At 43.9% G+C, this 18526-nt stretch carries 16 protein-coding genes; 10 read left to right on the forward strand and 6 right to left on the reverse strand.

The features are described from left to right. The first annotated feature begins 41 nt into the window (after positions 1 to 41). Entirely contained in the window at positions 42 to 881 is an 840-nt protein-coding gene (locus tag AC3E9V_RS08530) for a hypothetical protein (protein ID WP_488752768.1), read from the forward strand. A 70-nt stretch (positions 882 to 951) separates the two neighbouring features. Here AC3E9V_RS08530 and AC3E9V_RS08535 read toward each other — a convergent pair whose 3' ends face one another. The 4 genes from AC3E9V_RS08535 to AC3E9V_RS08550 form a co-directional block, all read right to left on the reverse strand. Next, positions 952 to 1608 carry a DUF4159 domain-containing protein gene (locus AC3E9V_RS08535; RefSeq protein WP_488752769.1) on the reverse strand — a complete coding sequence of 219 codons (657 nt, stop codon included), beginning with the start codon at positions 1606 to 1608 and terminating at the stop codon, positions 952 to 954. Beyond that, entirely contained in the window at positions 1609 to 2268 is a 660-nt protein-coding gene (locus AC3E9V_RS08540) for an HAD family hydrolase (protein WP_488752770.1), read from the reverse strand. It lies immediately after the preceding gene. Beyond that, positions 2265 to 3896 carry an alkaline phosphatase PafA gene (gene pafA, locus AC3E9V_RS08545; RefSeq protein WP_488752771.1) on the reverse strand — a complete coding sequence of 544 codons (1632 nt, stop codon included), beginning with the start codon at positions 3894 to 3896 and terminating at the stop codon, positions 2265 to 2267. Before pafA ends, AC3E9V_RS08540 begins: the two co-directional genes overlap by 4 nt. 80 nt (positions 3897 to 3976) lie before the next feature. Next, a complete protein-coding gene (locus AC3E9V_RS08550) occupies positions 3977 to 6601 on the reverse strand; it encodes an MGH1-like glycoside hydrolase domain-containing protein (protein ID WP_488752772.1) in 2625 nt (874 codons plus the stop codon). A gap of 176 nt (positions 6602 to 6777) precedes the next feature. Here AC3E9V_RS08550 and guaA point away from each other — a divergent pair, with 176 nt between their 5' ends. From guaA to AC3E9V_RS08570, 4 genes are all read left to right on the forward strand, one after another. Further along, the gene (gene guaA, locus AC3E9V_RS08555; protein ID WP_488752773.1) at positions 6778 to 8304 is read left to right on the forward strand and encodes a glutamine-hydrolyzing GMP synthase; all 1527 of its coding nucleotides are present in this window, start codon (positions 6778 to 6780) and stop codon (positions 8302 to 8304) included. 34 nt (positions 8305 to 8338) lie between these two features. Continuing rightward, positions 8339 to 10231 carry a hypothetical protein gene (locus tag AC3E9V_RS08560; protein WP_488752774.1) on the forward strand — a complete coding sequence of 631 codons (1893 nt, stop codon included), beginning with the start codon at positions 8339 to 8341 and terminating at the stop codon, positions 10229 to 10231. Further along, on the forward strand, positions 10221 to 11516 hold the full coding sequence (gene hemL, locus AC3E9V_RS08565; protein ID WP_488752775.1) for a glutamate-1-semialdehyde 2,1-aminomutase: 1296 nt from the start codon (positions 10221 to 10223) through the stop codon (positions 11514 to 11516). Before AC3E9V_RS08560 ends, hemL begins: the two co-directional genes overlap by 11 nt. Positions 11517 to 11709: 193 nt before the next feature. Further along, positions 11710 to 12867 carry a CNNM domain-containing protein gene (locus AC3E9V_RS08570; RefSeq protein ID WP_488752776.1) on the forward strand — a complete coding sequence of 386 codons (1158 nt, stop codon included), beginning with the start codon at positions 11710 to 11712 and terminating at the stop codon, positions 12865 to 12867. 55 nt (positions 12868 to 12922) lie between these two features. On the opposite strand, the gene AC3E9V_RS08575 is transcribed toward AC3E9V_RS08570, so the two are convergent. Continuing rightward, positions 12923 to 13162, reverse strand: a complete 240-nt coding sequence (locus tag AC3E9V_RS08575) for a hypothetical protein (RefSeq protein ID WP_488752777.1) — start codon at positions 13160 to 13162, stop codon at positions 12923 to 12925. A gap of 188 nt (positions 13163 to 13350) precedes the next feature. On the opposite strand from AC3E9V_RS08575, the gene AC3E9V_RS08580 reads away from it, so the two are divergent. From AC3E9V_RS08580 to AC3E9V_RS08590, 3 genes are read left to right on the forward strand one after another with little or no spacing between them, the layout of a single operon-like run. Continuing rightward, a complete protein-coding gene (locus AC3E9V_RS08580) occupies positions 13351 to 14451 on the forward strand; it encodes an NAD(P) transhydrogenase subunit alpha (protein WP_488752778.1) in 1101 nt (366 codons plus the stop codon). Positions 14452 to 14461: 10 nt separating this feature from the next. Continuing rightward, positions 14462 to 14767, forward strand: coding sequence for an NAD(P) transhydrogenase subunit alpha part 2 (locus tag AC3E9V_RS08585; RefSeq protein ID WP_488752779.1), 306 nt, complete (start codon positions 14462 to 14464; stop codon positions 14765 to 14767). 22 nt (positions 14768 to 14789) lie between these two features. Then, the gene (locus AC3E9V_RS08590) at positions 14790 to 16193 is read left to right on the forward strand and encodes an NAD(P)(+) transhydrogenase (Re/Si-specific) subunit beta (RefSeq protein ID WP_488752780.1); all 1404 of its coding nucleotides are present in this window, start codon (positions 14790 to 14792) and stop codon (positions 16191 to 16193) included. Between the two features lie 106 nt (positions 16194 to 16299). Here AC3E9V_RS08590 and AC3E9V_RS08595 read toward each other — a convergent pair whose 3' ends face one another. After that, on the reverse strand, positions 16300 to 16797 hold the full coding sequence (locus AC3E9V_RS08595) for a hypothetical protein (RefSeq protein ID WP_488752781.1): 498 nt from the start codon (positions 16795 to 16797) through the stop codon (positions 16300 to 16302). Between the two features lie 125 nt (positions 16798 to 16922). On the opposite strand from AC3E9V_RS08595, the gene AC3E9V_RS08600 reads away from it, so the two are divergent. Together AC3E9V_RS08600 and AC3E9V_RS08605 are read left to right on the forward strand one after the other, a co-directional pair. Then, positions 16923 to 17435 carry a hypothetical protein gene (locus tag AC3E9V_RS08600; RefSeq protein WP_488752782.1) on the forward strand — a complete coding sequence of 171 codons (513 nt, stop codon included), beginning with the start codon at positions 16923 to 16925 and terminating at the stop codon, positions 17433 to 17435. A 1-nt stretch (position 17436) separates the two neighbouring features. Next, complete coding sequence (locus tag AC3E9V_RS08605) at positions 17437 to 18459, forward strand: DUF6588 family protein (RefSeq protein ID WP_488752783.1); 1023 nt, start codon at positions 17437 to 17439, stop codon at positions 18457 to 18459. The last annotated feature ends 67 nt before the right edge of the window (positions 18460 to 18526 follow it).

Genomic DNA, 18526 nt, shown 5'->3' on the forward strand with positions numbered 1-18526 from the left:
TCCAAGGAGCAAATCAATAAGAAATTAAAACGAATAAGATCATGAAGAGATTTGCTTTTTTATCAATTGCCCTGGTAGTACTTTCTTTCACCGCTTGTCAGCAAGATGAAGACACCTTTAGCGATGCTGCACTGGAAGAACTCGATGTAAATACAGAGGTGGCTGCTGAGTCCAGCCTTGAAGATGTAGACCTCATAGCAGAAGCAGGTATGGAAACCCTCAGCGAGTCCTCGGAAGGAAGGCACCGGAGGGATGAGATCCTGAATTGTGCAGTTGTGGAAAAAGACACCGTCAACAAAGTCGTTACAATTGATTTTGGGGATGGGTGTGAAGGACCGAATGGGGTAGTTCGAAGTGGTAAGATCATTATCGAATACAACCAGAGAAGGTATGAGCCCGGAGCTTATCGCATTGTCACTTTTGAGAATTTCTCTGTGGATAGTGTCCAAATAGAAGGAGTTCGTAAGCTGGAAAATACCACTGACTCCACAAGCACTCTGAAATTTGATGTGACGCTTACGGGCGGAAAACTTACATTTCCGGACGGGACCGCTTATACCAGAGAGGCTGAGCATACCAGAAACTGGTTCCGAACCAGCGACCGTTTAGATGACTATGCTACACTTACGGGTGAGGCTGATGGTGAAAACAGGGATGGGGAAACCTATCGAATCCAGATTCTGGAGGAGCTGGTTTTCACCAGAAGATGTCGGGTTGACAGGATTATTGTTCCTGTAGCAGGTGTGATCCAGAAAACCGTAGGAGATAAAATCGCAACTATTGATTTTGGCGATGGCGAATGTGATAACATCGCAGTAGTAACGATCGATGGTGAAAGTAAGCGAATAGAGATCTATCCGCACGGACGCAGAAGGTTATAAATGGAATGCCTGAAGGCTTTCAGGTAGGTTGGTCGCGCCGAAAGGTGCGGCCTTTTTCCTTTTTTCAGCTTTAGTTTTCGGCCGTAAATACGTAGCTGATAATATTTGCGCCCATCTTTAAAGCCTTTTGTCTCACTGCTTCAGGGTCATTGTAGATGATCTGGTCCTCCCAGCCGTTGCCAAGGTCTGATTCATAACTGTAGAAACACACCAAACGACCTTCGTAAAAGAGACCAAAGCCCTGGGCGGGTTTTCCGTCGTGCTCATGGATTTTTGGAAGTCCACCCGAAAAATCATATTTCTGATGGTAGATGGGATGGTCGAAGGGTAGCTCCACAAACTCCAGGTTCGGGAATACTTTTTTCATCTCCAGCCTTATGAACTGATTCAGCCCATAGTTATCATCGATATGCAGAAACCCTCCGGAGGTCAGGTAATTTCTTAAGTTTTCCGCCTGACGATCACTGAAAACCACATTGCCATGACCTGTGAGGTACACATACGGATACAAAAACAGGTCAGGGCTCCCTACCGCTACAATGTCCTCTTCGGATGCCAGGTTGGTGCCCAGGTTTTTGTTGCAGAACTCAATCAGATTTGGGAGAGCTGTTTTATTAGCATACCAGTCCCCGCCTCCTTCATATTGGAGCTTGGCCAGGCGGAGCTGCTGACCGGAGGAGGTGAGACTTAGTGCAAGTAGTAGAAATGATAAAAGTAGCCGCATCATTTAGTTAGTACTGATAATGGTCTCTATTTGTTCCCAATCCAGCTGGGTAAAGTTATCAATAATCCATTTTGCCGGGAGCTCTTCCCGTGTATGTGAGGTAGCGAGTGCCACTACTTTGGCACCTGCACTTGTTCCTGCTTTGATCCCCGAAACGGCATCTTCAAAGACAATGCAGTTTTCCGGTTTTCTGTTTATCATTTCAGCACACTTGAGGTACACTTCAGGATCAGGCTTGCCATGTACCACCATGCTGTCATCCACTACACCCTTGAAGTATTTTCTCAGATTCAGATCATCCAGGGTAAATTCTACATTGACTTTTGGAGCAGAGGTGCCTACTACCATAGGAACATTCTTTGCTTTAGCTGTTTCGAGGAGCTGGATCAGGCCGGGAGTGGGAGTGCGATGTTTGGCGTATAGTTCGCGATACACCGATTCTTTTTCTGATCCGATCTGGTGAGCTTCTTTCGGGGGTACATCTCTGTTGAAAACCACCTTCATGAGTTTATTTAAGGTCCTTCCGTTCATCTTCTCCCTGTAAAATTCCTCATCGATGGTTACACCATGTTTCGCAGCAATTTTTTGCCAGGCCATGTAATGGTATTCGTGGTTGTCCACAATAACACCATCCATGTCAAAAATCAATCCGATATCTTTCATTCAAATAGTTCTTTTATTGGTTCGCCGGTTACGGCAGCATTAGGTACTGATATGTTCAGGAGCATTGAGAGTGTGGGAGCAATATCACAAATGGTGGTCTTACGCACGGTTTGTCCTTTTTTTACACCCACACCATAAAACAAAAGTGGAACATGCGTATCGTAAGTATAGCCGGACCCGTGTGAGGTGCCTTTACTTCCATAATCACCCCCAAGATATCCTGGTTTCATTAGCATAAGTATGTCCCCGGATAGTTTTCGGTTATATCCATTTAGCAATAATTTTTTTAGCGGGTCCGAATAATCAAACCTGTTTAAGTCGCTGCTAAGCAGTACGTCGGAGACAGGATCAAACTCCAGAATAAGGTTAGCCACTTCTCGTTGTACTTCACTGATGTCTTTTCCTGTTTCTTTGATCAATGGTCTGTTTAAAAATACCTGATCATTGGAAACATCCAGTATCCAGTTGCCTTTACCATAGAGTTTATTTACTCCTTCCTGAATTTTCTGACCAACATCCGAGTAATCAATGAATCCTCCGGGGAGGTTATGATCCGCGAGAAACTGCGGGTTTGCCACCGCCCCGTGATCGGCAGTCAGGAAAACCAGGTAATTTCCTTCTCCGATCTTTTCATCCAGGTAGTTCAGAAATGATTCTATATCCCGATCCAGTCGCAGGTAGGTATCTTCCAGCTCGATGGAGTTTGGAGCGAAATTGTGGCCTATGTAGTCAGGGGAAGAAAGGCTGACAGCTAAGAAGTCCATACTTTCACTTTGGCCCAGCGCTTCTCCTTCGATCGCAGCTCTGGCCAGGTCCAGCACCAGGCTGTTGCCAAAAGGAGTAGTCCTTATAAGCCCGTAAGGATCGTTTTTTAGTCTTAATTTTTCCAGGTCATAGGGAAAGGTAGGGGTTTCCTTGCCATCAAAGCCTCTTTCATATGGAGAGTTATCTGCAGTGCTTTGTGTGTAGGTATCAATAGGATAAAGCGTTTCCCAAACCTGATTGCTGTACTTATCAACCAGCTTTTTCTTGTTGAACTTGTCTACCCAACCTGGCAACTCATCAGCATAAAAACTGGAAGTTATAAACTCACCCGTACGCGAATCATACCAGTAGGCTCCATCCGGAGTATGGCCTGCAGGTAAAACAGCGCCTCTGTCTTTTATTGATACTCCTATTACTTTAGACCGGAAGTTTGTGGTCAACTTCAGTTCATCCGTTATGGTGTTGACCTGCAGATTCTTTGGAGATATTTTTCCTGCCATTTCGCTTCCCCCCACATTACTTGCTAAAGTGTCTCCCACACAGTAGACCGATCGGTCCAGCTCCCTGTTATACCAGTTGTTGCTGATGATGCCGTGGTATTTTGGGGTGGTTCCTGTGTAAATGGAAGCATGGCCCGGAGCGGTGTAAGTTGGAATGTAATTGTAGTGAGTATTTTTAGCCTCAAACCCTTCAGACATCATGCGCTTAAAACCGCCTGTGGAGAATCTGCTTTCAAACCGCTGTAAATAATCGTTACGCATTTGATCCACAACGATACCGACTACCAGTTTGGGTTTGGAAGGCTGAGCGGGTAAATGAAATACGCCAGTTAAAAAAAGTGTAAGTACTAATGAGCTTTTCATGAATGCTGCTTTGTTTCCAGAGGCCTAATGTAAACGAGTGGTTTTATTCAGGCATTATTATCAGGTTATTTTTCACTGTTTCAGTTGAAATAACGGTGGATCATTTCAGCAATAAGCCCGGTCCAGCCTGTCTGATGAGAAGCTCCAAGCCCGGATCCGTTATCGCCGTGAAAGTACTCATAAAATAGAATATAGTCCTTAAAATGGGGGTCGGTTTGAAACTTTTTGAGATCACCGTATACGGGTCTGTTGCCATCTTTATCCTTTTTAAAGATTTTGATCAATCGCATACAGATCTCACGGGTTATTTCCCTCAACGTATGTTGCTGTCCGCTTCCAACCGGAAATTCTACCTTATAATCATCGCCATAATAATAGGAGTATTTTAAAAGCGATTCCAGGATCAAATAGTTCACCGGAAACCAAATAGGTCCGCGCCAGTTTGAGTTACCTCCGAAGAAGGATGAATCTGATTCACCCGGCAGGTAAGACACTTCCAGTTTGTGATCTTCCACCTCCATTTTATATGGGTTTTTCAAGTGGTATTTGGATAGTGCGCGGATGCCAAATTCAGAAAGAAACTCATTTTTATCAAGCATTCTTTCCAGGATCTTTTTTAATCTAAAGCCTCTCAAAATACTCAATAGTCTTCGCTCTCCCTGGCCTGGTTCTTCCCACCTGGACACGAGGGAGGCCAGTCTTGGACGCTCTTTGAGAAAAAACTCCAGTTTTTCCCTGAATTCCGGAAGCTTATTATAGGTTTCTGCTTTTAGTATTTCAATGGCAAATAGAGGGATTAACCCCACCATAGACCGAACCTTCATTCGTTGGTTTGGCTGGTCCGGGGTGTGCATCACATCGTAGTAAAAGTTATCCTCATCATCCCATAGATCCACGTTGGTGTCTCCTATGTTGTTCATAGCTCCTGAGATGTAGAGGAAGTGCTCAAAAAACTTGATGGCCATATCCTGGTACACGGGGTACTCCTCAGATAAATCCAGTGATATTCGAAGCATATTGAGCGAAAACATGGCCATCCAGCTCGTGCTATCCGCCTGTTCCAGGTGAGCATCTTCCACGATGGGGTGGTTTCGGTCAAAAACTCCAATGTTGTCCAATCCCAGGAATCCACCCTGAAAAATGTTTTTGCCCTCCTGGTCTTTTCGGTTAACCCACCAGGTAAAATTGATAGTGAGCTTATGAAAAGCTTTCTGCAGGAAATCGTAATCAGGTTTGCCTTGCATTTGCCGGTCTATCTGATACACTCTTAATACTGCCCAGGCATGTACAGGTGGGTTCACATCACTAAAATTCCACTCATAAGCGGGTATCTGTCCATTAGGGTGAATGTACCGTTCTTTAAGGAGAGTCAGAAGCTGCTCCTTGGCAAAATCAGGGTCAATTCGGGCGATCGGGATACAGTGGAAGGCAAGGTCCCATGCTGCGTACCAGGGGTATTCCCATTTATCAGGCATGGAAAGAACATCATGGTTAAATAAATGTTGCCAGTCCGAATTTCTCCCTTCTTTTCTATTTTCTGACGGCTTGAGCCTTCCGGGATCTCCGTGAAGCCAGTTTTTGATGTTGTAGTAATAAAACTGTTTACTCCACATCATGCCTGCCCATGCCTGACGCTGAATGTTTCTTAAATCCCCATCGGCAATCTTTGCCTGCTTGGCTCTGTAAAATGAGTCGGCTTCTGCTTTTCTTTCAGCGAAGGTTTCATCAAAGTTGCTGAATGGTTCTTCCTGTTCATGGGAAGAAAAGCGGACTTTTACTGTTTTACATCCCCCCGCTGGGATGGTAAGCTTAAATATACCAGCTCCCTTTGTTCCTTTTTTCTGAGGGTTGGTAGTTTTTTCCCCTCTTGTGATGTAGTCATTGATGGCATCCTTCGGGTAACTGGATTCTTTGTTTGCTAAGCCATATAATCTTACCCTGTTGGTAGTATTGTCACAATATGCCTGCTCAATGATCTGGTTATCAAAATAAATGTGATAGTTGCCAAGCAGGTGATGCTCGACCAACATCTTTTGATTGTCTTTTTCTGAAAGCTGGGGCTTAACCTTGTCCCTCCCGGAAGACCAGGTATTTCTAAACCATATCGTAGGTAAAATGGTTATTTCCGCGTCTTTATCGCTACGGTTGCATACCTCTGCTTTAAAAAGAAAATCATCAGGGCTTGCTTTAGCATACTCAAGGAAAATGTCAAAGTATTCATCCTTGTCAAAGAGGCCTGTATCAAGAAGTTCAAATTCTTTTTCTTTTTTAGAGCGCTTTTTATTTTTCTCCACCAGCTCGGAATAGGGAAACTCATGAATGGGATACTTATATAGCATCTTCATGTAGGAGTGAGTAGGAGTGCTGTCGAGGTAGTAATACAGTTCTTTTACATCTTCCCCGTGATTACCCTCATGGCTTGTAAGGCCGAAAAGGCGTTCTTTCAGGATACTATCGTTTCCGTTCCAAAAAGCCCATGCAAAGCAGATACGCTGATCAGCGTTGGAGAATCCTCCTATACCGTCCTCACCCCACCGGTAGGATTTACTGCGTGCCTGATCGTGTACAATGCTTTCCCAGACATTGCCGGATTCAGTGTAGTCCTCACGTACTGTTGCCCATTGCCTTTCCGAAAGGTACGGTCCCCATTCCTTCCAGGTCATGCCTTCTCTTGATTCCGCTAACCGTTTTTCTTCCCGGGTCATTATAAAAATTTCATTAAAACTTGCTTTGCTTAAAAAAATGTAAAAAAGCCTCGATTTGCCACCAATGGGGAGACTTTTAGTTTGTTTTAATCGGCTAATCAAGAGAAAATTAAGGATAATTCAAATCGATCTAAAAAATCAATTTAGCGTTTGATCGATTCTGCTAATTTTGCGGGATGACAGATAAAATACTTATTCTGGATTTTGGTTCACAGTACACACAGCTTATCGCGCGCCGTGTGAGGGAACTGGATGTCTATTGTGAAATCCATCCTTTCAATCATTTTCCTAAACCTGATAAATATACAAAGGGAATTATCCTGTCCGGATCTCCGTGCTCGGTGCTGGATGAAGGGGCTCCTGATCTTGACATCAAGAGTCTGGAGGATTATCCGATCCTTGGAGTATGCTATGGAGCTCAACTGCTTGCTTATAAGCATGAAGGAAAAGTTACGCCATCTGATCACAGAGAGTACGGTCGTGCCAGGCTGGCTCATATCAATGCGCATTTTGACCTGTTGAAAGAGATAGAGATCGGTAGCCAGGTGTGGATGTCACATGGTGATACGATCACAGAGCTCCCTGAAGACTTCCAGGTTATAGCCAATACGGAGAGTATCCCTGTCGCTGCATATAAGATCGAAAATAAGCCCATTTATGGGATTCAGTTTCATCCGGAGGTAACTCATACCCTGGATGGGAAGACCCTCCTGCGTAATTTCGTTGTACATATATGCGGAGCTGCACAAGACTGGACACCCGATATTTTTGTAGAAAATACTGTCAGAGAACTACAGGAAAAGCTCGGTGACGATAAAGTAGTCATGGGGCTTTCAGGGGGTGTTGACTCTTCTGTGGCAGCTACTTTGATCCATCAGGCTATTGGAAAGAATCTTTATTGTATTTTTGTGGATAATGGTCTTTTAAGGAAGAACGAATTTCAGGATGTGTTGAAGTCTTACGAGGGGCTTGGGCTGAATGTAAAAGGTGTGGATTCGCGAAATGAGTTTTATAAAGCATTAAAAGGCCTTACAGATCCGGAGGACAAAAGAAAAGCGATCGGGAAAGTATTTATTGAAGTATTTGACCGGGAGGCTCATAAAATAAAAGATGTTAAGTGGCTTGGGCAAGGAACGATCTATCCCGACGTTATTGAATCGGTTTCGGTAAATGGCCCCTCTGTGACTATTAAGTCTCACCATAATGTAGGTGGACTGCCGGAAAAAATGAATTTAAAAGTGGTGGAACCATTAAACACATTGTTTAAGGATGAAGTGAGAAATGTGGGTAAGACATTGGAGATCCCACAGTTTATTCTGGGGCGGCATCCGTTTCCCGGTCCGGGTCTTGGTATCCGGATCCTTGGAGATATTACACCGGAAAAAGTGAGGATACTTCAGGAAGTAGATGACATATTTATCGGTGGACTTAAGCAGGAAGGCCTTTATGACGAAGTATGGCAGGCCGGAGCTGTTTTACTGCCTGTCCAGTCCGTGGGGGTAATGGGGGATGAGCGAACTTACGAGCAGGTTGTTGCGCTGCGCGCAGTAGCCAGTCATGATGGTATGACCGCTGATTGGGTTCACCTTCCATATGAGTTCCTGGCTAATGTTTCAAATAAAATTATCAATAAAGTAAAAGGAGTTAACCGGGTAGTTTATGATATTAGCAGTAAACCACCCGCTACGATCGAATGGGAGTAAATCGTTAAAAAAACCTTCAACCAAACTACTGATTTTGATACGAACAGCCCTAATCATTCCTCTTTTAGTCATTTCGATGACCGCTTTGGCGCAAAATGACCAGGCGGAATACCTGGAAGCTAAGCGACTTTTTAATTCCCAACAGTATACCAGTGCCAAAGCAGCTTTTAGATCTTTGGCAGATAGCGATGTTTTTGGAAAATACGCTGGTTACTATTTTGGCCTGAGCGCTTATCACTCAGGAGATACTACTGTAGCGCTGGATATGTGGAGGCAGCTTCTCCTCAATTTTCCACAATGGGATCAAAGGCCGGAGCTACTGTTTTGGTTGTCCTATGTCAATTTTCAACAAGGCAATTACCATCAGGGACTTTCCTTTGCCTCACAGCTTACTGAGGAAACCGTCAATGCGGAGGCTGAAAATGCCATGATCTCTAAGTTTATCTGGCCACTGCCAGTGGAGAGAGTTCAAAAGATCTATGAGCGCAATCAGGAAAACCGGGAACTGGCCAGCATCCTGGTAAGAAAGATGAATGCAATGCCTTTTGAGGAGCGAGATGCGCAAACCATTGACCGGTTGATAGATAAGTGGGACTTTGAGGTCGTGGAGATAGAATCCGTAGAGTTACCCACCATCAGGAAAAAAGAATATGACGTAGGTGTGCTTCTTCCATTTCTGTTTGAGTCTCTGGATAATACCAGTGTAGTGGAGCAAAATGCTTTGGTCATGGATATGTACCAGGGGATGCTTTTAGCAGCAGAGGACCTTAAGGGCAGAGGAAGGCCCATAAACCTATGGCCTTATGATACGAAAAAAAGTAAGGAAGTTACAGAGCGCATTTTGCAAAGAGAAGAAGTAAAGAGCCTGGATCTGATCGTAGGGCCACTGTATCCGGGCCCTAATGATGCGGTCAACTCCTTCTCATTGAAACATCTGATAAATACAATTAACCCCATTTCCTCTAATGGCGAGGTGGTGGGAGGCAATCCTTTGTCATACTTAGCAAGACCCAGCTATGAGACCATGGCACTGAAGGTAGCAGAGCTTGCCATACAGGAGGGAGATAGCAGCAATAGGTGTGCGATGATCTTCTATGAAGATAATTCGAGAGATTCTGCATTCGCTGCTACCTATAAGCAAAGGATAGAAGAAGAGGGCTTTGAGGTTGTTTGGTATCAATCATTGAATAGGGAAAATTCCAAGGAGGTCCTGGATGCCCTTGGTTCCCAGTACGATGTATACCTGACTGAAGAAGAAGCTGATTCCATCCAATTATTGCCCGGCAGGTTTGTACGAAACAGAAGGATTAGGGCTGATGAGTTCAGGAGGATGGAAAGAGAACAGAATAATGATCTGATCCCACCTGATCAAAAGTTTACATTGCCTGTCAGCTATGATGAAGGAAAGAATGAAATCGTTTATTATGAGAAGAAATATACGATCCGTCCGGATAGCATAGGGCATATCATGGGAGCCACCAGAAGTAACCTTTATGCAAATAACATGATCAGTGCCGTAGAAACCCGAGCAGACAGTATCCGGCTTTACGGATATGGAGACTGGCTGGACTTTACCATGCTGTCATATGACCAGCTTGGCAGGTTGGGGGTAGCGCTTGCTCATCCGGACTTTATTGATTATGATAAGTACACAGTTGACGAGCTTAAAGTTCGTTTTCACCGAAGGTTTAAAACAAATCCTTCCATAAACCATTTTAGAGGATATGAACTCCTATGGTATGTTGGTAATGCCATGCATGAGCACGGAAAGTATTTCCAAAAAGGAACAAAGGGGGGAGGATTTAAAGAAGGCAGGATTTTTGAAGGGTTCAGGTACGAATCCGGGAATGACAACCAGGTAGTTCCCATTGTCCGGTTCAGGGATGCAGTACTTGAGGTAGTGAATAAATCAAATTATGAAGATTGAGAAAAGTAAATCACTTTTTAGCAGAGCAAACAATTTTATTCCAGGCGGTGTCAATTCGCCGGTTAGGGCATTCAAGGCAGTAGGGGGGGACCCGATATTTTTTAAGTCCGCCGAAGGTGCTTATATGCATGATGAGGATGGTAATAGTTACATTGACCTCATCAACTCATGGGGACCGATGATCCTGGGGCATGCTAACCCTGATGTAGAGGAGGCCATTATTGAGGCGGTTCAGGGCTCACCTTCGTTTGGAGCACCGGCTGAGAAAGAAGTTTTAATAGCGGAGCTGATCTGTCAGATGGTGCCATCTATTGAAAAGGTACGGATGGTAAATTCCGGAACGGAAGCTACCATGTCTGCAATTCGAGTGGCCAGGGGCTATACCGGCAAAGACAAGTTTATCAAGTTAGAAGGCTGCTATCACGGGCATGGTGATGCATTTCTCATAGCTGCGGGGAGTGGAGCCATGACCATGGGTACTCCAAACAGTCCGGGCGTGACGAAAGGTACCGCAAAGGATACCTTATTAGCTCCATACAATGATGTGGAGGCAATTGAAAAACTCGTAAAAGAGCATAAGGGTGAAATAGCTGCTATCATGCTGGAGCCTGTGCCTGGAAACATGGGTTGTGTGGCACCACGAAATGGATATCTGGAGGAGTTGCGAGCGATTTGTGACAGAGAGGGTATTGTGTTGATCTTTGATGAGGTGATGACTGGTTTTCGGTTGGCTAAAGGTGGTGCTCAGGAACGATATGGCGTAACACCTGATATGACGACATTGGGTAAAATTATTGGTGGCGGCTTGCCGGTAGGGGCCTACGGAGGAAAAACTGAAATCATGGATTATGTCTCTCCTGTAGGTCCGGTATACCAGGCTGGTACCCTTTCAGGAAACCCTGTTGCCATGGCTGCCGGATATACCATTCTGAAGTATCTGAATGATCATCCAGAGGTATATGGAAAGCTGGAGTCCATAACCAGGCGAATTGTTGCAGGCTATAAAGAAACACTGGAGATCCTTGGGCTGAACTATACGATCAATCAGGTTGGAAGTATGTACAGCATGTTCTTTACTGACCAGAAGGTGACAGACTTTGAGACAGCAAGATCCTGTAATACAGAGCTGTTTGGAAGGTACTTCAAAGAAATGCTGGAGCGGGGAGTTTATCTTGCACCATCCCAGTTTGAAACACTGTTTGTATGTGCGGCGATTTCTGATAAGGATATAGATAAGATAGTCCGCTCCAACGATGAGAGCTTAAGGTCCGTATTAGACCTGTAGCGGAGATAAGGTCAACGGGCTTTCGGTAGAAAGCGTTTACCAGGGACTTGTATATATATTCTGCATCAGTCGCAGTTTTGTGTTGGTTCAAATTGCTGCAATCCGTGCTTATTTTAGGTTTTTAAAAGACAATTCTCCAGACTCCAAGTTAAAGATAATGCCGCCTTTGAAGGTTTAACCGTAAATTGCAAATATGGGGTTGCTCATTACTTATTTAGTTCTTGCGATTTTTGTTTCCTTTCTGTGTTCTATCCTGGAAGCGGTGTTACTTTCTGTCACCCCGTCCTATATAGAAGCGCTAAAAGAAGAAGGAAAGACGGCATTGCAAAGAAGTCTGAATACCCTAAAACAGGACATAGATAAGCCTCTGGCGGCTATTTTGTCTTTCAATACTATAGCTCATACCGTGGGTGCTGCAGGAGTGGGGGCCCAGGCCGCCAAAATTTTCGGGGATGCTTACCTGGGCCTGACATCCGCTGTACTTACCTTACTCATTCTAGTGTTTTCAGAGATCATACCTAAAACCATAGGTGCCAGCTATTGGAGGTCTTTGTGTGGGTTTACCGTAAAAACCCTGAAAATACTGATGTGGCTAATGTACCCTTTGGTTGTATTATCCCAGGGTATTACACGTATCCTGTCTAAAAACGGGAAACAAAGCTCGTTTAGCCGCGAAGAAGTATCCGCGATGGCAGATATCGGTGAGCGTGAGGGTATTTTTCATTCCACCGAATCCAGGATGCTAAAAAGTATGGTGAGGTTTCGGCAGGTGAGTGTGGAGGGCATCATGACTCCTCGTACAGTGATGGTCATGGTACAGGAAAACCTGAAAATCACCGACCTGTTTAAGTTGCCAGACTTTGATAAGGTGACCCGGATTCCTGTGTATGGGAAAAACCGGGATGATATTACCGGCTATGTCCATAAACACGAGGTACTGACTATGCTTGCTAAAGACAAACATGACCTGAGACTCAGTGAAATAAGACGGTCTATCCTCCTTGTAGACAAAGAGATGCGTGTATTGGAGGTTCTTGACAGGTTTATCAAGAGCAAAGAAAACATTGCCCTGGCTACAGACCGGTATGGTACTGTCTCCGGCTTGGTGACTATGGAGGATGTGATGGAAACAGTACTGGGAATCGAGATTATGGACGAGTTTGATAGCGTGGAAGACATGCAGTTGCTGGCCAGGAACCGATGGAAAAAACGGGCAGTTGCGCTGGGTATCTTGGATCCTGATGAAACCACAGGATCACAAAGTAAAGCAACAAAAGATGCCATTCAATATGGGATTACCGGAGGCCAGCAACCCGGAGGAGAAAATCCTGGGGACAGTGCAAAAGAATAAACCAACCATATTGACCCGAAATCTTCATGATCCGGACTTTAGTTTCGAGAAGATCTCAGGAGCTGAAGTGCTCCCATAGCTGCTCCCATTCATCCGCTAAAGAACCCTCAAACACCGGTTTATTGGCTCTGTTGTACCAATACCCTGCATTAAACTTGTCACCTTCTTTTCGGTGCAGGTAAGCATGTATCCAGGCAGCCTCCGGTGTGTTTAAATCCTGAATAAGGTTGTGAGCCTGCTCCCAGTTTCCGTTTTTGTCTTCTTCCAGTGCTTTTATATACGTTTCTTGTGCCATGCGGTAAAGTTGCAAAAACCATCCAAGAAAGAAAATTAAAGTGATGATCCGTCTTTTTTATGATAATATGGCAAGGTTATTCTCCTTAAAATTGTTCTTTAAGAAAGGGATAAATGATTTGTCCTATAAATTATTAAAGACGAATAATATCTATATTTTTGCTGGAAAATTAAAAGAATATTTCGCTGATGCAAATAGGTGTTCTTAAATCCCAATCGAGCCCATTGGTTCCATTGGTGCCGGGGTTGGCATCCAAGTATATAAAAGAAGGATATGAAGTAAAGGTAGAAAGAGGTGCTGGTGAGTCATCATTTTATTCGGATGAGTTGTATCAGGAGGAAGGAGTTTCGATTGTAGAGCGTGATGAGGTACTTTCTGGTAGTGATGTTATCTTACTAGACGAGTTTATTTCATCAGCCGAGCTTCAAAAAACCGGAGAAGATACTATTCTGATCGGAAAGTTCAATGTGCTTTCCAATCCTGAACTGATCGCTGATCTGAAGCAAGCCGACCGTTTGATTTTTAGCCTGGATATGGTTCCCAGGTCTTCTATTGCGCAATCAATGGATGTACTCTCCTCACTTGCTTCATTAGCAGGGTATAAAGCTACGGTTCTGGCGGCAGATCTTTTCCCCGGCTACTTTCCAATGATGACCACAGCAGCGGGTACGGTGCCACCTGCACGAGTGTTGGTTTTGGGAGCCGGAGTAGCTGGTCTTCAGGCTATTGCCACGGCTAAGCGGTTGGGGGCGTCGGTTGAGGCTTTTGATGTCAGAAGTGCAGTAAAAGAAGAAGTGGAAAGCCTTGGAGCAAAATTCATTGAGGTTGAAGGAGCAACGGAGGACCGGGGAGCAGGTGGATATGCGGTGGAGCAATCTGAAGACTACATCCGCAAGCAGAAGGAACTTGTTCATGAAAAAGCGAGCAAGTCAGATATTATTATTACCACAGCTAATATTCCAGGCAGAAAAGCTCCTCTGTTGATAGAGAAAGCTACCGTGAAAGAAATGCGTCCGGGCAGTGTAATCATAGACATGGCCAGCGGTTCAGGGGGCAATTGTGAACTTTCCCAGGATCAGAAGCAGATTGAAGTAAACGGAGTTACAATTCTTGGTAACTCCCGATTGTTTCACTCGCTTCCTAAAGAGGCCAGCCGCTTATATGCAAATAACCTGTTCAACTTCCTCAAATTTATCCTGAAAGATGGGGTGGAAAGCATCCCTTATGATCATGAGATCGTATCAAAAACGCTCATTGCCGGAGCAGGAGTGCCGGAAATAACCATCTAAAGCTTTTACTATGTCTGAAATCATTCAATTCATCGAAGAAAATCCGATGACCCTTTACATGTTGGTCATGGCCTTTTACCTCGGCTTTGAGCTAATATCTAAAGTTCCTACCGTACTTCATACACCACTTATGTCGGGTGCAAATGCTATCAGTGGTGTAGTCATTATCGGAGCAATCCTCCTTGTGAGGCAATCTGCATCGGATGACTATATATCCCTTGGTTTTGGCTTTTTAGGGATAATCCTGGGAATGATCAATGTAGTTGGTGGTCATGCTGTGACCAACCGAATGTTAGAAATGTTTAAAAAGAAATAAGCAAGCCTTTCTTGGAGTAACTATGCAGGCAATCATCAACCTATCCTATTTAATTTCTGTCATTTTTTTAATAGCCGGCCTCAGGAGGCTGAGTCACCCATCTACAGCACGGAATGGAAATATCGTGGCTGCAATTGGTATGGGATTGGCTATAGTGGCTTCTATGATTGCTCCCCTTGATAAAGGGGGCGATAATTATTTACTGATCATTATAGCGCTCGTTATTGGTGCAGTTATTGGCTTGGTTATGGCAAAGAAGGTGGAGATGACTGCCATGCCGGAGCTCGTTTCTTTGTTTAATGGACTTGGAGGAGCCTGTGCTGTAGCTATTTCCGTAGTAGAATTATACAATTATCACTTTATATTTAATGGGGAGCTGGGAGGTGAAGTACACCCTGTCAAACATCTTACGACCCTTTTGGCCATGTTTATCGGCGCTGTTGCTTTTACGGGAAGTCTCATTGCTTACGGCAAGCTTTCAGGTAAAATTAAGGATTGGAAAATCCCATCTGCCGGCATTCTAAATATTGCTTTATTGATTATAATTCTCGGCATTGTTGGTTTTTTAATATGGACGCAAAATCCATTACTTATCATTCCATCACTTGTTCTTCTCCTTTCCCTTTTGTATGGGGTAACCTTTGTTCAGCCAATTGGCGGGGCAGATATGCCCGTCGTTATCTCGTTGTTGAATGCCTTTACGGGAGTAGCGGCAGCTCTGGCAGGGATCGTGTATAATAATCAAATGATGCTTATTGGGGGCATTTTGGTTGGTTCCTCCGGAACGATTCTTACTGTGGTCATGTGTCAGGCTATGAACCGGTCATTGCTTAATGTGATCATTGGCGGATTTGGTAGCTCAGCAGCAGCCGGAGCAGGCGAAGGCGAGCAGGTAGTGAAGGAGGCTACAGCCAATGACGTGGCAATCATGCTCCGCTACTCAGATAATGTGATGGTAGTTCCGGGCTATGGTATGGCTGTGGCACAGGCTCAAAAGACCATAAAGGAATTGGATAATTTACTTTCAGAAAATGGTGTAAACGTTCACTATGCCATTCATCCTGTAGCTGGCAGGATGCCCGGTCACATGAATGTACTGCTGGCTGAAGCGGATGTACCCTATCCAAAGCTGCTCGATCTGGATGATGCGAATGAATCCCTGACTGAAACAGACGTAACGCTGGTAGTAGGGGCCAATGATGTGGTAAATCCGGCTGCCCTTGATGATCCTTCATCACCAATTTATGGAATGCCGATCCTGGAAATCTTGAAGAGTAAGAATGTGATCGTCCTCAAAAGAAGTATGAATACAGGTTACTCAGGTATACAAAACCCACTCTTTTTCAAAGAAAAGACCAGGATGCTCTTTGGGGATGCTAAAAGTTCCATTCAGTCGCTGATCGACGAGGTGAAATCTCTGATTTAGGTCAGTGCGGATTCGGGGGATTAATGCAGGAATATGATTAAAAAAAGAAGGTGTCTCAAACACCTTCTTCATTATTTCTTCCGAACAAAAAATCACCCCTGATCCGTTATTTCTCCACCAGTTTCTCCATTGCTTCCAGTCCTTCCAAACCGGCTTTGTTTTGAATGGCGGTCTGATAAATAACAAAGTAACGCAAGATGTAACGATAGATCTCATCTTCCAGTTTGCCTTTCATGTCCTCTACCTGCACTAGAAAATCCCTTAGAATATCATGTGACTGGTCTTTTATGGTCAGGTTGATTGCAGGGAGGCACATGTGGTGCACCTCCTCTTTATAGGTACTGGAGATTTTCATATAAGTCCCAACAAAAGACTTGTCAGCCGTTCTGTAGAAATTTTCGAATTCAAAGATATAATCTGATGTAAGGTGTCCTTTTACATCTTTCTCCACATAATAGCCGTCCTTCATGTCCAGTCCAAGCTTATCCTTCTGAGGGTAACCTTTGGTTATGTACTTATACTCTTCCCAGGTTATTCCCTGGGCAAAACAAATTCCCTGAAATAGAACGGTTACAATTGCAAGTGATAGTAGTTGTTTTTTCATGGTAGCGGTCACATATTTTTAATGATACACAAATAGACAAAATAGAAAAGTAATGAATTTCATGCAAGTATATCGGGTTTTAAATCATATTTCTTACCTTTATCAGTACCCCTAAAACTTACTTTGTGAAGAAGATTACCGTCTTATTCCTCTTTTGGTTCGTGGTGAGCAGCTGTGAAGAAGAAGCCCGGGCTTTTGATTTTTCGAAAAACATTGATTTTGTTTTTCCGGTAAATCAAAGCGATATCACTGCGTATGATACTACTGCAATCCTTGATTTTAAAGACCATTCAGCTATTAATGATTACAAAAAGTATGCTGAAAGCTACCGGGTCAATGGTGTATCATTCAGTATTGAACCTCTGACAGATAATACAGCTCTTAGGGGTACATTCAGGGGAACTGTTTTGAGTGATGGTGCTGAGACAGAATTTTTTGTTCTGGAGGATTATGAAATTAATGCCACTAATCTGGTAACATTAAATGTAAGCAGTAGTCTGATACAGCAGTTAACCAATGACGTTAATGAAAGTGGACAAATCACACTCAGGCTAACCTTCACAGGCGATCAGCAACCCGGGTCGCTGATTTTTTCTCTGTATTTTGATACTACTGTTGCCGCTCAACTGGATTTTTGATATGAAGAAGGCTCTGCTGTTACTTTTTTCGGCTGTTTGTTTCGTGAATTTTTGTCGGGCACAGGAAGATGAAGAAGATATCTACCTTCAGATAGGAGATGAGGATGCCAGAAAATACCTTCAACGCTATTTGGAGCCTCTTTTTAACGGTATTGGCTATGGGTTTACCAGTGGATGGTACAATACAGCCGAAACACACGAGAGGTTTGGTTTTGATATTTCCATATCGGGAAATGTAGCATTTATACCCAGGGAAGCTCAGACTTTTCTGTTTCGCAATGATCAGTTTGATAAGATTCAGCTGGCGGATGGAACACAGGGTAATCTCCCTACCTTATTTGGTCCGCAAAGTAAGGTCGACCGTCCGGAGCTGATGGTCCGGAATGAAAACGGGGAGGAACTTGTTCGTGTATCATCTCCACCGGGAGCCATAGACTTTAAAAACAGGATTGGCGTTAATGCTGTTCCTGTCCCCATGTTTCAAGTGGGTGTAGGCATCATTAAAAAGACAGATTTGAAATTAAGGTTGATTCCCAAACTAACTTTTGGTGAGACCACAGTTTCGATGTTTGGATTAGGCGTGCAGCATGATTTGGCTCAGTGGTTTGATCGATTGGCTGTGAGGGACATAAGCATATCCTTCCTGGGTGCTTTTAACCGGTTGAAGGTTACAACCGGGTTGAATTATGATGAGCCTGAAACTGAAAACAATGAAGGAGTTTTTAGAATAAATGGCTTGAACCTACAGGCTATTGCCTCTAAAGAGTACATTGACCTGATCACCATTTTTGGAGGTGTAGGCTATAGTAGAGCCGGTTCCAGAACTCAGATTTTGGGCACTTATCCAATAGGTGATGAATACACAGACCTGCCGGATGACCCCATAGATTTCAAATACGGGAATAGCAGTATGAATCTTTCCATGGGTATTACCATTAAGTTATTGGCTATAACGGCTAGCGTTTCACATACCATTCAGAAATATCATGTAACCTCTGTGGGTTTAGGGGTGAGTATTCGGTAAGTTTTCTTTTTCGGAAATTCATTCGCAAATGAATTTCCGGCACCCACAAAGAATAATCGGCTAGCAG

The sequence above is a fragment of the Marinoscillum sp. HNIBRBA16962 genome, from assembly GCF_057801515.1.